The sequence below is a fragment of the Ideonella sp. P3_A4 genome (assembly GCF_056403075.1).
In genome coordinates this window covers 1-15,679 of the sequence record NZ_JBFUGE010000105.1, presented here as the reverse complement: position 1 = coordinate 15,679, position 15,679 = coordinate 1, and the positions used below count along the sequence as shown (strand labels likewise).

The 15,679-nt window shown below is 67.7% G+C and carries 6 protein-coding genes; all 6 read left to right on the top strand.

Annotation, left to right across the window (positions count from 1 at the left end; all coding sequences use genetic code 11):
• A partial coding sequence (locus AC1DYI_RS12365; RefSeq protein ID WP_477204411.1) for an amino acid adenylation domain-containing protein occupies positions 1–8,970 on the top strand: 8,970 nt, incomplete at its 5' end.
• A gap of 181 nt (positions 8,971–9,151) precedes the next feature.
• Complete coding sequence (locus AC1DYI_RS12360; RefSeq protein WP_477204410.1) at positions 9,152–10,774, top strand: tryptophan halogenase family protein; 1,623 nt, start codon at positions 9,152–9,154, stop codon at positions 10,772–10,774.
• A 123-nt stretch (positions 10,775–10,897) separates the two neighbouring features.
• On the top strand, positions 10,898–12,562 hold the full coding sequence (locus AC1DYI_RS12355; protein WP_477204409.1) for a cyclic peptide export ABC transporter: 1,665 nt from the start codon (positions 10,898–10,900) through the stop codon (positions 12,560–12,562).
• Positions 12,563–12,592: 30 nt separating this feature from the next.
• Positions 12,593–13,174, top strand: coding sequence for a DUF6817 domain-containing protein (locus AC1DYI_RS12350; RefSeq protein WP_477204408.1), 582 nt, complete (start codon positions 12,593–12,595; stop codon positions 13,172–13,174).
• Positions 13,175–13,202: 28 nt separating this feature from the next.
• Entirely contained in the window at positions 13,203–14,609 is a 1,407-nt protein-coding gene (locus AC1DYI_RS12345; RefSeq protein ID WP_477204407.1) for an ATP-binding protein, read from the top strand.
• Positions 14,609–15,295, top strand: a complete 687-nt coding sequence (locus tag AC1DYI_RS12340; protein ID WP_477204406.1) for a response regulator — start codon at positions 14,609–14,611, stop codon at positions 15,293–15,295. The genes AC1DYI_RS12345 and AC1DYI_RS12340 overlap by 1 nt, the downstream gene beginning before the upstream one ends.
• Positions 15,296–15,679: the final 384 nt, after the last annotated feature.

Sequence of the window (15,679 nt, the reverse complement as noted above, 5' to 3'; positions counted from 1 at the left end):
GAGTGCACGGTCGATGCGACCGTCGCAGACCTTCGCACCACAGGCCCCGTGCCGACGATCGGCCGGCCGCTGCAGAACGTGACGGTGCACCTGATGGACGCACAGCGCCAGCCGGTGGCTGCCGGCGTGACCGGTGAGATCTACATCGGTGGCGCGGGTGTGGCCCGTGGCTATCTGAACCGGCCCGAGCTGACGGCCGAGCGTTTCATCGACGACCCGTTCAACCCGGGCGAGCGTCTATACAAGACCGGCGACATCGCGCGCTGGTTGCCCGACGGGCACATCGAGTACATCGGCCGCAACGACTTCCAGGTCAAGCTGCGCGGCTTCCGCATCGAACTCGGTGAAATCGAAGCGGCGCTGACACGCTGCGAAGGCGTTGCCGAGGCCACGGTGCTGGCACGTGAAGACCGGCCCGGTGACCAGCGCCTGGTCGCGTACCTGCGCGTTGACGAAGGCGACGTGGTCGAACCGACGGCATTGCGTGCGCAGCTGACGCAAGCACTGCCCGACTACATGGTGCCGTCGGCGTTCGTGACGCTGGCGAGCTGGCCGCTGACGCCCAACGGCAAGCTCGACCGCACAGCGCTCCCCGCGCCGGACGCGGCGGCACTGGCCAGCAGCGCCTATGAAGAACCCGAAGGCGAGACCGAACAGATGGTCGCGTCGCTGTGGCAAGAACTGCTCGGCGCCGAGCGCGTCGGCCGGCGCGACGACTTCTTCGAGCTCGGAGGCCACTCGCTGCTGGCCGTGCGGCTGGTGTCGCGGCTACGTCAATCGATGGGCGTCGAAGTGCCACTGGGCGAGTTGTTCTCGCACCCRCACCTGGCGGACTTCAGCGCCCGCTTGTCGAACGCCGATGCGACGCGCATGCAGGCGATCACGCTGGCAGACCGGACCAAGCCGCTGCCGCTGTCATGGGCCCAGCAACGGCTGTGGTTCATCGACCAGTTCGACCAGGCCGCCGGTGCGGCGTACCACATGCCCGTGGGCCTGCGGATGGTCGGCACGCTCGACAAGGCCGCGCTCAAGGCGACGCTGGACCGCGTCGTCGCGCGCCATGAGGTGCTGCGCACGACCTTTGTGCTGGAAGACGGCGAGCCGGTGCAGCGCATTGCCGATGAAGGCGTCGGCTTCTCGCTGATCGAGCATGACCTGACCGGCTTCAGCGCCGATGCGCAGCAGCGACAACTTGAGCGGCTGAGCACCGAAGTTTTCGGCCAGCCCTTCGACATGGCACGCGGCCCGTTGATCCGCGGCCGACTGCTGGCCTTGTCGGCCACCGAGCACGTGCTGCTGGTCAACCTGCACCACATCGTCACCGATGGCTGGTCCAACGGCGTGCTGGTCAAGGAAGTCGGCACGCTGTACACCGCCTTCAGCCACGGTCGACCCGACCCGCTGCCGCGGCTGGTGCTGCAGTACGCCGACTACGCCGCGTGGCAGCGCGGATGGCTGCAAGGCGAAGCGCTTCAAGCGCAGGTAGATTACTGGAAAGGCCACCTGGCCGGTGCGCCTGAGCTGCTGGCACTGCCGACAGACCGGCCGCGCCCCGCGGTGCAGCGTTACGAGGGCGACAGCATCGCGTTCCGCCTCAGCCCCGAGCTGAGCCAAGGTTTGAGGGCGCTCGGTCAGCGCCATGGCACGACGTTGTTCATGACGCTCTTGGCCGGCTGGGGCGTGCTGATGGCGCGCCTGAGCGGCCAGAACGACGTGGTCATCGGCACCCCGGTGGCCAACCGCCAGCGGCGCGAGGTCGAAGACCTGATCGGCTTCTTCATCAACACGCTGGCCTTGCGGGTGCAACTGCATGACGAGCCCAGCGTGGCCGAGCTGCTGGCTCGCACCAAGGCCAACACGCTGGCGGCCTACGCGCACCAGGACATCCCGTTCGAACAAGTCGTCGAGGCCGTGCAGCCCCCGCGCAGCCGTAGCTACCACGCGCTGTTCCAGACCATGCTGACGGTCAACAACATGGCCGTCGGCGAAGCGCCTGTGTGGCCGGGCCTGCAGCTGCAATCGCTGGAGTCGACCGAGGTCGTCAGTCACTTCGACACCTCGCTGACCGTGGCGGAGCAGGGCGGAGTGGTCAGCGGCAGCATGGTCTACGCAGTGGACCTGTTCGATCGCGCGACGATCGAGCATCTGCTGGCGCGTTTCGAAGGTGTGCTGGCCGCGATGGCCGCCGAGGACAACGCGGCCGTGATGCAGTTGCCGTTGCTGCTGCCGGGCGAGCGTGAGCGCCTGGCGATGTGGGCCGACGGCGGCGCCGCAAGCTACCCGCGCGAGCGCTTGGTACACGAGCTGATCGAGCAGCAGGCTGAGCTGCAGCCCGATGCGCCAGCGGTGGTGCACGCCGGCGAGTCGCTGAGCTACGGTGAGCTGAATCGCCGCGCCAACCAGGTCGCGCACCGGCTGCTGGCGCTCGGCGTCAAACCCGGTGACCGCGTGGCGCTGTGTGTGGACCGCGGGCTGCCGATGATGATCGGCCTGCTGGGCATCCTGAAGGCCGGTGCGGGCTACGTGCCGCTGGACCCGACGCAACCGGTCGGGCGCCTGGCGCAACTGCTGGACGACTGTGCGCCGGTGGTGCTGCTGACGGAAGACGCGGTGCAGGACGACCTGCCGGCGCAAGGCCTGCGGCCGGTGGTGGTGCTGGACGACGACCCGATGCTGGTGCGCCAGCCGCAGCACGATCCTCAGGTCAGCGGCTTGACTTCAGCCCACCTGGCCTACGTGATCTACACCTCGGGCTCGACCGGCATGCCCAAGGGCGTGATGGTCGAGCACCGCAGCGTGCTGAACCTGTGGCAGGCGCTGGAGCGCACGGTGTTCGAACAGGTCGACGCCCGCTCGCGCTTCGCGTTGAACGCGAGCTTCACGTTTGATGCGTCGGTCAAGGTCATCGCACAGCTGATGGCTGGCCACTGCCTCGTTTTCGTGCCGACCGAGGTGCGTGCCGATGGTGCCGCGTTTGTCGACTGGCTGGAGCAAAACGAAGTCGACGTGTTCGACTGCACGCCGGCGCAGTTGGAGATGATGTGCGACGCCGGGCTGCTGGAGCGGCCGCCATGCCGCGCGAAGACGGTGYTGATCGGCGGCGAGGCGATCGGTGCGKCGCGCTGGCGTGCGCTGCAGGCGGCGCAGTTCCGCGCGTTCAACCTGTACGGCCCKACSGAGTGCACGGTCGATGCGACCGTCGCAGACCTTCGCACCACAGGCCCCGTGCCGACGATCGGCCGGCCACTGCAGAACGTGACCGTGCACCTGCTGGACGCACAGCGCCAGCCGGTCGCCGCAGGCGTGACCGGTGAGATCTACATCGGTGGCGCCGGTGTCGCGCGTGGCTACCTGAACCGGCCCGAACTGACCGCCGAGCGTTTCATCGACGACCCGTTCGCACCGGGTGGCCGCTTGTACAAGACCGGTGACCTCGCACGCTGGTTGCCTGACGGCCACATCGAGTACGTCGGCCGCAACGACTTCCAGGTCAAGCTGCGCGGCTTCCGCATCGAACTCGGTGAGATCGAAGCGGCACTGGCGCGCTGCGAAGGCGTGGCCGAAGCCACGGTACTGGCCCGCGAAGACCGGCCTGGCGACCAACGCTTGGTGGCCTACTTGCGGGTCGATGAAGGCGATGTCGTCGAGCCCACAGCGTTGCGTTCACAACTGGCGCAAGCGCTGCCCGACTACATGGTGCCCTCAGCGTTCGTGACGCTGGCGACTTGGCCGCTGACGCCGAACGGCAAGCTGGATCGCACGGCGCTGCCGGCGCCCGATGCAGCAGCACTCGCGAGCAGTGCCTATGAGGCACCGGAAGGCGAAACAGAAATCGCAGTCGCTGGCCTGTGGCAAGAACTGCTCGGTGCCGAGCGTGTTGGCCGGCGCGACGACTTCTTCGAACTCGGTGGCCACTCGTTGCTGGCCGTGCGGCTGGTGTCGCGGCTGCGCCAATCGATGGGCGTCGAAGTGCCACTGGGCGAGCTGTTCTCGCACCCGCAGCTGGCGGACTTCAGCGCCCGCTTGTCGAATGCCGATGCGACGCGCATGCAGGCCATCACGCTGGCAGACCGCAGCAAACCGCTGCCGTTGTCATGGGCCCAGCAACGGCTGTGGTTCATCGACCAGTTCGACCAGGCCGCCGGTGCGGCATACCACATGCCCGTGGGCTTGCGGCTCTCAGGCACGCTCGACCGCGCAGCGCTGAAGGCCACCCTGGATCGCATCGTCGCGCGCCACGAAGTGCTGCGCACGACCTTCCTGCTCGAAGACGGCGAACCGGTGCAGCGCATTGCCGATGAAGGTGTCGGCTTCTCGCTGATCGAGCATGACCTGACCGGCTTCAGCGCCGATGCGCAGCAGCGGCAGCTTGAGCGGCTGGGCAACGAGGTGTTCGGCCAGCCCTTCGACATGGCACACGGCCCCTTGGTTCGCGGCCGCCTGTTGGTGCTGTCGCCGACCGAGCACGTACTGCTGATCAACCTGCACCACATCGTCACCGACGGCTGGTCCAACGGTGTGCTGGTCAAGGAAGTAGGCACGCTGTACACCGCGTTCAGCCAGGGCCGACCCGACCCACTGCCGCGGTTGGTGCTGCAGTACGCCGACTACGCGGCGTGGCAGCGCGGCTGGCTGCAAGGCGAAGCACTGCAAGCGCAGGTCGACTACTGGAAGGGCCACCTGGCCGGCGCACCGGAGCTTCTGGACCTGCCGCTCGACCGACCGCGCCCGGCGGTGCAACGCTACGCCGGCGACAACATCGCATTGCGCCTCAGCCCCGAGCTGAGCCAGAGCCTGAAGGCCCTCGGCCAGCGCCACGGCACGACGCTGTTCATGACGCTGCTGGCAAGCTGGGGCGTGCTGATGGCGCGCCTGAGTGGCCAGCACGACGTGGTCATCGGCACGCCGGTGGCGAACCGCCAGCGGCGCGAGGTCGAAGACCTGATCGGTTTCTTCGTCAACACGCTGGCCTTGCGCCTGAACCTCGCGGACGACCCGACGGTCGCGGCGCTGCTGGCCCGCGTCAAGGCCGACACGGTGGCGGCCTATGCGCACCAGGACATTCCGTTCGAGCAGGTCGTCGAGGCGATCCAGCCGACACGCAGCCTGAGCCATGCGCCGCTGTTCCAGGTCGCGATGTCGGTCGACAACGCGCCGCGTGGCGAAGCGCCGGCCTTGCCAGGCCTGAGCGTCAGCGGCCTGCCGACCGGCCGGTCGACCTCGCAGTTCGACCTGTCGCTGACGGTGGTCGACACGGCCGATGGCCTGGCCGCGTCGCTGCATTTTGCGACCGAGCTGTTCGACCGCTCCACCGTTGAGCGTTGGCTCGCCCATTGGCGCACGCTGCTCGAAGCGATGGTGGCCGACGAGCAATGCCGCGTGCAGCAACTGCCGCTGCTGACTGCCACCGAGCGCACCGCGCTGGTGGCCCATGACGTCGCCACCGCACCGACCGCGCCAGCCCTGATCCACCAGCGCTTCGAAGATTGCGCACGCCGCACACCCGACCGCATCGCGCTTGAGTTCGGCGACGACACGTTGACCTACGCGCAGCTCAACGCCCGCGCCAACCAGCTGGCGCATCACCTGATCGCGCTCGGCGTGCGGCCGGATGACCGCGTCGCGGTCTGCATGGAACGCAACCTGGGTCTGGTCGTGAGCCTGCTCGCAGTGCTCAAGGCCGGCGGCGCCTACGTGCCGCTCGACCCTGCCTACCCGGCTGAACGCCTGCAGCACATGCTGTCGGACAGTGCACCCACCGCGCTGCTCGTGCAAGCAAGCCTGCAGCACACGCTGGCGCCCGGCGCCTGCCAGCAACTGGTGCTCGACGACGGTGGCCAATCGCCTGAAACGGCCAACGCCAGCACCGTCGACCCCGACGCATCCCGCCTCGGCMTGGCACCGCATCACCTGGCCTATGTGATCTACACCTCGGGCTCCACCGGCCTGCCCAAAGGCGTGCTAGTCGAACACCGCCAGGTGACGCGGTTGTTCACGTCGACACAGCCCTGGTTCCACTTCGGTGCCGACGACGTGTGGACCTTGTTCCACTCGTCCGCCTTCGACTTCTCGGTCTGGGAGATCTGGGGCGCGCTGCTGCACGGCGGCAGGCTGGTGGTGGTGCCGCACCTGGTCAGCCGCAGCCCGTCGGCGTTCTACGAGCTGCTGTGCCAACGCGGCGTGACGGTGCTGAACCAGACGCCCAGCGCCTTCCGCCAACTGGTGGCGGCGCAAGCCGAGAGCCCGCTGCACCATCGTCTGCGCACCGTGGTCTTCGGTGGCGAGGCGCTGGAGATGGCCAGCCTGAAGCCTTGGTACGCGCAGCCGGCGAACACCAGCACGCAGCTGGTCAACATGTACGGCATCACCGAGACGACGGTGCATGTCACGTACTGCCCGCTGACGGCGGCCGATGCCGACAAGACCGGCCCGAGCCCGATCGGCAAACGCATCCCCGACCTGCGTCTGTACGTGCTCGACGCGCGGCGCGAGCCGGTGCCTGTGGGTGTGACCGGCGAGCTGTATGTCGGCGGTGCAGGGGTCGCGCGCGGCTACCTGAACCGGCCCGAGCTGACGGCCGAGCGCTTCATCGACGACCCGTTCAACGGTGGCCGCATGTACAAGACCGGTGACCTCGGCCGCGTCCAGGCCGATGGCAGCGTCGAGTACCTCGGCCGCAACGACTTCCAGGTCAAGATCCGCGGCTTCCGCATCGAGCTGGGCGAGATCGAAGCGCAGCTGGTGGCGCAAGACAGCATCGCCGACGCGGTGGTCATCGCCCGCGAGGACACGCCTGGCGACAAGCGCCTGGTCGCCTACTGCGTCGCCGACAGCGAGCTCGACGCTTCTGCGCTGCGTGCTCGACTGGGCACGGCCCTGCCGGACTACATGGTGCCGTCGGCCTTCGTGCGCATGGAGCGCATGCCGCTCAGCACCACCGGCAAGCTCGACCGTCACGCGCTGCCGGCACCCGATGCGCAGTCGCTGGCGCAGGCTGCCTATGAAGCGCCGCAAGGCGACGCCGAGACGCGGCTGGCGAAGCTGTGGGGCGAGTTGCTGGGCGTCGAAACCGTCGGTCGCCGTGACGACTTCTTCGCGCTCGGCGGGCATTCGCTACTGGCCGTGCGCCTGGTCTCGCGGCTTCGGCGCGAACTGGGCGCCGAGTTGCCACTGCAAGCTGTCTTCGCGCACTCGGCACTGGCCGCCATGGCCGCGGCTGTGGCGCAGGCGGCCTCGTCAGGTGAACCCGCGCGCAGCGAAGCGGCGCAGCCCGATGCCTCTGCACCAGTTCAGCAAGGCCGCACTTCGCTGGTTCCGATCCGCACCGGCGGCACCTTGCCACCGCTGTTCCTGGTCCATGCCGGTGACGGCGAGGTCGGCTATGCGCGTGAACTGGCCAAGTCGCTCGACGCCGAACTGCCGGTGTACGGCGTCGCGGCCAGCGGTTTCATGGCCGGCGAGCCGGTGCAGCGCAGTGTCGAGGCGATGGCGCAGGCGTATGTCGCTGACATCCGGCGTTTGCAGCCCGAGGGCCCGTACCGCCTGGCCGGCTGGTCGCTCGGCGGCACGATCGCCTACGAGATGGCGCAGCAACTGATTGGCGCCGGCCACAAGGTCGGCTTCGTCGGCCTGCTGGACACGGTGGCGGCCTACCGCGCGGCGCCTGCCGGCGAGGACACGCGCCGTGCCCGCACGATGCTGCTGGTCGAGGTCTTGCCCGATGCTGCTTCGGCGGCCGTGCGCGGGCGGCTGCAGGCGCTGGCCGATGCCGGCGAGCTGGACGCGATGGTCGCGCTGTGCCAGGCCGAGGGCTTGCTGCCGGCCGATCTGGCGCTCGAAGACATTGAGCGGCACCTCGAAGTCAGGCACGGCTTGTCTGTCGCCGTCCAGCAGTACGTGCCGGCGACCATCACCGTGCCGGTGGCCTACTTTGCGGCCCAGGGCGAGGTGCGCCGCGATGCGACACGCGGCTGGCAGGACAAGCTCGGCACCCGGCTGCGCCTGCACCCGGTGGCCGGCAGCCACCACGGCATGCTGGACTCGGCACATGCGCCGGGCCTGGCCCGTGCGCTGTGGTCGGCGCTGGTGCAGGGGGAGGAGGGCGCGCTGGTCTGCGAAGAGCAGCTGTACTCGCCGCGCATCTCGATCCAGAGTGGCCGCGCCGACGTGGCGCCGGTGTTCTGCGTGCCCGGTGCCGGCGCCAGCGTCACCGCGTTCACGCACCTGGCGCAGGCGCTCGGGCCGAACATCCCGCTGCATGGCCTGCAGCCGCGCGGGCTGTGCGGCACGATGATGCCGTACGTGGATGTGCCGGCCGCGGCGCGTGCCTATGCCGCGACGATCGTCAACACGGCGCCGTCGGGCCCGTACCACCTGGTCGGCCATTCGTATGGCGGCTGGGTCGTCACCGAGATCGCGCGCCAGCTGGCTGAGCAGGGCCGTGCGCCGGCGACAGTCATCGTGCTGGACTCGAACGCGCCAACCGACCCGCAGGTGCCGCAGCGCTTCTACACGCGCGCCGAGGTGCTGGCCAAGTTGGCCTCGCTGTTCGAGCTGCACGCCACACAGCCGCTGGGGCTGGACGTGGCCAGCTTTGCGCCGCTCGACCCTGAACAGCAACTGCGCCTGCTGTTGTCGAAGCTGGTCGAGGCCCGGTTGATGCCGCCGCGCACCAACCTGCAAGCCCTGCGAGGCGTCGTCCAGGTCTTCAACCGCAACATCAACGCCGACTACAAGCCCACCGCGCCTTACGCAGGGCGGCTGCACCTGGCGGTGGCGATGGAAGACAGCCCCGATGTCGAGGCCGCCGGCCAGCCCGATGAGGCGTTCTCGGCGTGGCTCGAGCATGCCCCGCAGGCGCGGCTCTGGCACGCGCCGGGCAACCACCTGACCATGCTGGCGCCGCCGCACGTCGACGCGCTGGCCGCCTGGATCAAGCCGCTGCTGTTGGGCGCGGAGATGCCGGCATGAAGCGCACGCACCCACAAGATTTGCGCTCCGCCGCAGTGCGGTGGCTCATGTGCCCACTGCGGGTGAAAGGAGACGCCGCGATGACATGACTCCTTAGCTCTTTTCCCGACCGGGCCGCCGCATGCCGCGGCCGCCCTGGGCGCTCGACCCCTACATCAATTCAACGGACTCTGGAAACATCATGGAAAACCTGATTCGCAAGGTAGTGATCCTCGGCGGCGGCACGGCGGGCTGGATGACCGCTTCGTACCTCAGCAAGACCTTCGGCAAGAACATCGACATCACGTTGATCGAGGCGGCGACGATCCCCAAGATCGGCGTTGGTGAAGCCACCATCCCCAATCTGCAACGCTCGTTCTTCGACTTCCTCGGCGTGCCCGAAGACGAGTGGATGCGTGAGTGCAATGCGTCGTTCAAAGGCGCGATCAAGTTCGTCAACTGGCGCAAGGCGCCGGACTCGCGCGGCAAAGACTACTTCTATCACCACTTCGGGCTGATGCCCAACGTCGACAACATCCCGCTGTCGCAGTACTGGATGCACCGTCGCGAAGCCACCGGCAACGACGAGGGCGTCGACTACGCCTGCTACATGCAGGCTCCGCTGCTGGACGCCAAGCTCTCGCCGCGCATGCTCGACGGCACCCGCGTGATGTCTTACGCCTGGCACTTCGACGCGCATCTCGTGGCGGCCTACCTGTGCAAGCTGGCGGTCGGCTGGGGCGTGAACCACGTCATCGACGAACTCGGCACCGTCGAGCACAACGCGGACGGCAGCATCGCCGCGCTGGTCACCAAGACCAAGGGCCGCTTCGAAGGTGACCTGTTCATCGACTGCTCGGGCTTCAAGGGGCTGCTGATCAACCAGGCGATGAAAGAGCCGTTCATCGACATGAAGAACCAGCTGCTGTGCGACAGCGCCGTGGCCACGGCCGTGCCGCACGACGACGAGGCCAACGGCATCGAGCCCTACACCTCGGCCATCGCGATGAAGGCCGGCTGGACCTGGAAGATCCCGATGCTGGGCCGCTTCGGCTCGGGCTATGTCTACGCCAGCGACTTCGTCTCGCAAGACGAAGCCACGAGCGACTTCCTGAAGCTGTGGAACCTGAACCCGAACAACGTCAAGCTGAACCAGATCCGCTTCCGCACCGGCCGCAACCGGCGCGCGTGGGTGCAGAACTGCGTGTCGATCGGCCTGTCGTCGTGCTTCCTCGAGCCGCTCGAGTCGACCGGCATCTACTTCATCTATGCGGCGATCTACCAGCTGGTCAAGCACTTCCCCGACAAGGGCTTCAACCAGACCACGATCAACCGCTTCAATGAAGAGATCGAGACGATGTTCGACGACTGCCGTGACTTCGTGCAGGCGCACTACTTCACCACCTCGCGCGACGACACCGACTTCTGGCTCGCCAACAAGAACGACCTGTACCTGTCGGACAGCATGAAGCACACGCTGGCCACCTACAAGGCGGGCCTGCCGGTGAACATGCCGGTGACGGACGAGACGGCCTACTACACCAGCTTCGAGGCCGAGTTCCGCAACTTCTGGCAGAACGGCAGCTTCTACTGCGTCTTCGCCGGCATGGAATGCCTGCCCGAGAACGTGATGGCCAAGCTGCGCTACCGGCCCGAGAAGGTCGAGCAAGCCAAGGCGCTGTTCACCACGCTGAAGCACCGCGGCACCGAGCTGAAGGCCGAGCTGCCGAGCTGCCTGGACTACCTGCGCCACCTGCATGGCAAGGACCGCCAGGTTGAATCGGCGCTGCGCAGCACCGCCGTGGTGGAAGGCACCAGCGCCTGACGGTGTTGACCCGGGGCGGTGTCGTGCGCCGTGCTGCGCACGACCCGCCCCACCCAACCGCCGGCCGGTGTGCGCAAGCACGCGGGCCGGCCCCATTTGATCGATGCCGCCGCGGACCCGCCGATGAACCTCATTCGTTTCTTCCATGCCAGCGCTCGGTGGCCGATCACCATGGCGATGCTGGCCGCGATCGGCAGTGGCCTCAGCGGCACGGCCCTGATCAAGGTGCTGACCGACGGCATCACCGACAGCCCGGTGACGTACCCGTTCGGCCTGGTGTTCGCCGGCCTGTGCTTGGCGCAGCTGCTGACCCGCTGCAGCACGCAACTGATCGTCCTGCGCCTGACGCACGACGCCGTGCGCGACATGCGCCTGCGCATCAGCGCGCGCATCCTCGCCAGCCCGCTGCGCAAGCTCGAAGAGATCGGCAACCCGAAGCTGCTAGTCGTGCTGAGCAAGGACATCGACAACTTCGCCAACAGCCTGCAGCTGGCACCGCAGGTCTTTGCCGGCGGCGTGGTCGTGCTGTGCTCGATGGCCTACCTGGCCTGGTTGTCGTGGGCCTGGTTCCTGATGTTCAGCGTCGCGCTGGTGGTCTGCTTCACCGGCTTCAGGCTGGCGCAGCGCTTCCCGACGAGCCAGATCCGCGCGGTGCGCGAACAGCTCGACACCGTGTACCGGCTGTTCCGCGACCTGCTCGAAGGCACCAAGGAGCTGCAGCTGAACCGCCCGCGCGGCCAGCACTTCGTCTCCAGCGTCATCGCACCCGAGGTGCAGGCTTATCGGCGCAGCGTGATCCGCGGCTTCAGCGCGTTCATCTGGATCATCAACCTTGGCGACATCCTGTTCTACGCGGTGATCGGCCTGCTGCTGTTCGCCGTGCCCGGCTGGCTGGGCATGGCCATGCCGGTGGACCTGCGCGTCAAGATCGGCCTGACGCTGATGTACCTGATCGGCCCGATCGGCGCGATCTCGAATGCGATGCCCGCCTTCGGCCAGGCCAGCGTGGCGCTGGGCAAGATCCAGAAGCTCGAAGCCGACCTCGACCATGAGGTGCCGTTGCTGGAAGCAGCCGACCCGTTCGGCGAGCCGGTCAGCAATGCGCCGCTGCTGACGCTGCGCAACGTCGTCTACGAGTACACGCCCTTGGGCGACGTCAAGGCCTTCCGTCTCGGCCCGCTGAACCTGGACATTCCGCAGGGCAAGATCTCGTTCATCGTCGGCTCGAACGGCAGCGGCAAGTCGACGCTGGCCAAGGTGCTGTCGAGCCTGTATGCGCCCGAGTCCGGCACGATCAGCATGAACGGGGTGCCGGTCACGCCGGCCAACGTCGAGCACTACCGGCAGCGCTTCTCGGCGGTGTTCGCCGACTTCCACCTGTTCGAGCAGCTGATGGGCGTGGGCGGTGTGCACAGCAACGACATCGCGGCCGAGTACCTGCGCAAGCTGCGCATCGAGAACAAGGTCAGCCTGAAAGACGGGCGCTTCTCGACGGTCGACCTGTCCAGCGGCCAGAAGAAGCGCGTGGCACTGATCGTCTCTTACCTCGAAGACCGGCCGATCTACCTGTTCGACGAATGGGCCTCCGACCAGGACCCGGTGTTCAAGCGCTTCTTCTACGCCGAGCTGCTGCCCGAGCTGCGCGAGCGCGGCAAGACCGTGATCGCCATCAGCCACGACGACGCCTACTTCCACCACGCCGACCACGTCTTCCGCATCGACGAGACGGTGGTCGAACGTGGCGGCCCCACCCACCATGACGACGAGCCGGTGGCTGTCTGTCAGTGAGAATGCCTGCCTGACCCGGAGCCGACGACCATGGACAGCCGACACCTGGCCTTCCTCGACAGCTTGAAGAGCGCCGAGTTCGCGCATGTGAACCGCAAGGCGCGAGACCACCTGCTGGGTGTGCACGACATCCTGGCCGGTTGGGGCTGTCCGCCAGAGACCTGCGTCGCCGGCCTGTTTCACAACATCTACGGCACCGAGTCGTTCAAGCCGCAGGCGGTGTCACTCGACGAGCGGCGTGAAGTGGCGGCCGTCATCGGCGATGCGRCAGAGTTGCTGGCGTTCTGGTTCTGCGTCAGCCGGCGCGTCAGCTTCTTCGTCCGCCAGTCCGGCGCTGCGCCCTGCATCTGGGACGAGGTCCACAAGACGCGCGTCACCGTCTCGGCGCCGCAGTTGTCCGCGCTGATCGACATCGAAGCAGCCAACCTGGTCGAGCAGTATTGCGAGCAGCTGCACGACCACCCGGCGCAGCTCGGCCAGTCCGAAGCGATGATCCGCTGGATGCTGGCCCAACCCGTGCCGATGTCGACAGCCGCCCGCGAGAGCCTGGGGGAGCTGTTGCAGACGATCGACCGCGACCGCCGCGCACGCACCAAATCGGCGGTGTCGTGAAACAGGCAGCCAGCGCAGCGGAGCGGTGGTGAGGTTCACCCTCGGCGCCCGTCTCTTCCTGGCTGTGCTGGGCTCTTTCCTGGCCATTGGCGCGGTGGGGCTTGAACTCGTGCGCTGGAACGTGTCGGCCCATTCGCCGCATGTGGCGGCTGCCGACGCGGCCGTGGTGCTGCGCCTGCGCGACGAGCTGCTGCAGCGCTACCGCGCGCACCAGGACTGGTCGTTCCTGCCGGCCAACCCGGCGCAGCGCAAGGCGTGGCTCGGCGTGCAGATCGCGCGGCTGCAAGCGGCAGCGGCAGACGATGACGCCGCGGCGCCGGTCGCCTCAGCAGCTCTGCGCTACCGCGTCGGGCTGCTCGATGCCGACGAACAACTGCTGACCGGCGCAGTGGCACAGCGCTTTCTCATCGTCACGGCGGCACTCGAACGTGTCAGTTATGCATTGAATGATGGCCAGCGCGAAATCGGCATGCTGGTGGTCGCCAAGGCCGACAACCAGGACACCGATCTGGTGGTGGCCTTCCTGATCGAGCAGCAGCGCAACCTGGCCATCCTCGGCGCCACCTGCCTGGCGTTGGCCATCGTCGCGGCGGCCTTGTTGTCGGCGAGCTTCCGCCGGCCGATCCACCGGCTCGTGGAGGGCGCGCGGCGGCTGGGCGCCGGCCAGATCGAGACCCGGCTGAACCTGCGCCGCACGGACGAGCTGGGCGAACTGGCGCGAACCTTCGACCAACTTGCCGCGCAGCTCGAAGCGGCCGAGAGCTCGCGTCGCGAATGGGTCGCCAACACCTCGCACGAGCTGCGCACGCCACTGGCCGTGTTGCGCGCCCAGCTCGAGGCGCTGCGCGACGGCGTGCGTGCACCGACACCCGAGAACATCGAGCTCGTGATGCGCCAGGCGCTGACGCTCGGCAAGCTGGTCGACGACCTCGGCGCGCTCGCCCGGTCCGACATGGGCCAGCTCGACTACAGCCTCGCGTCGGTCGACCTGTGGGCATTGGTGAGCGAAACGGCGCAGACCTTTGCCGACCGGTTCAGCGCGGCCGGCCTGGCGCTTTCTGTCGGCCAGGTGCCGGCGCAGGCCACCGTGCAGGGCGACGCCGGGCGGCTGCGCCAGGTGCTGGTCAACCTGCTCGAAAACAGCCTGCGCTACACCGACCGTGGCGGGCGCGTGCTGATCGCCGGCGAGGCCAACGGTGCATCGCTGCGCGTGACCATCGACGACACATCGCCCGGTGTGCCACCGGCTTCGCTCGCCAGGCTGGGTGAGCGCTTCTACCGGGCCGATGCTTCGCGCAGCCGGCAACTCGGCGGCGCCGGGCTGGGCCTGGCACTGAGCCGGCAAATCGCCGAAGCCCATGGCGGCCGGCTCGAATTTTCTGACTCGCCGCTGGGTGGGCTGCGGGCCACCTTGACGCTGACACGGGAGGGCTGATGATGGCCACCACGCAGCTGCTGATCGTCGAAGACGAGCCCGACCTGGCCGCGATCGTGGCCGACTACGCCACCGCGGCCGGCTACACGACGCGCGTGATCGGCGACGGCCGCGAGGCACTGGCGGCCATCCAGGCCCAGGCGCCCGACCTGATCCTGCTCGACCTGATGATCCCGGGGCTGGACGGCATCGCGCTGTGCCGCGCGGTGCGCGAGTTCTCTGACGTGCCGATCATCATGGTGACGGCCAAGGTCGAAGAGATCGACCGCCTGCTGGGCCTGGAGACCGGCGCCGACGACTACGTCTGCAAGCCGTTCAGCCCGCGCGAACTGATCGCCCGCGTCGGCGTGATCCTGCGCCGCGTGCATCGCGCACCGGCCGCACCGGCATCGATCATCGAGATCGACGACACCGCCCGCGACGCCCGCATCCGCGGCCAGGCGCTGGACCTGACGCCGACCGAGTTCCTGCTGTTTTCGACCATGGCCCGCCGGCCCGGCATGATCTGGTCACGCGCCCGTTTGCTCGAGCTCGTCCGCCCGGATGCGCTCGCGGTTGGCGACCGCACGATCGACAGCCACATCAAGAACTTGCGGCGCAAGATCGATGCGCAGTTGCCAGGCTTTGAGGTGGTCGAGTCGGTGTATGGGGTCGGCTATCGGGTTGAGTTACCGCCAGTGTGCTGAGCGCCGCAGCCGGCAGGAATCAGCCCCGGTGGATCCTACAAAGCGGCCGGCAATTGACAGCTGGAGACCACGCCCTCTCCGTCGGATGTTTGACGCAACACACGCCAAGCGTGGCCGGAATCAGGCGAGACCCGACCTTGGGCCGCTACTTTCAAAACGTAGCATCAGTACCTCAGCTAGGGCACACAAGAGGAGGAGGTAGGTGGCAATTGCTATGCATAGCGGCCGGTCCGTCTTCCTTGAAAATCCGATCGAGGATCCATGAGCGACGGCAACACCTCCGGCGGCGAGGTACTTCCAGGTGTCTGTTTACGTTCCATACATGCGACGTCAGAAGAGGGCCGCGGATTCAATCCAATTGTTGTTGCGCAACGAGATAGCAGC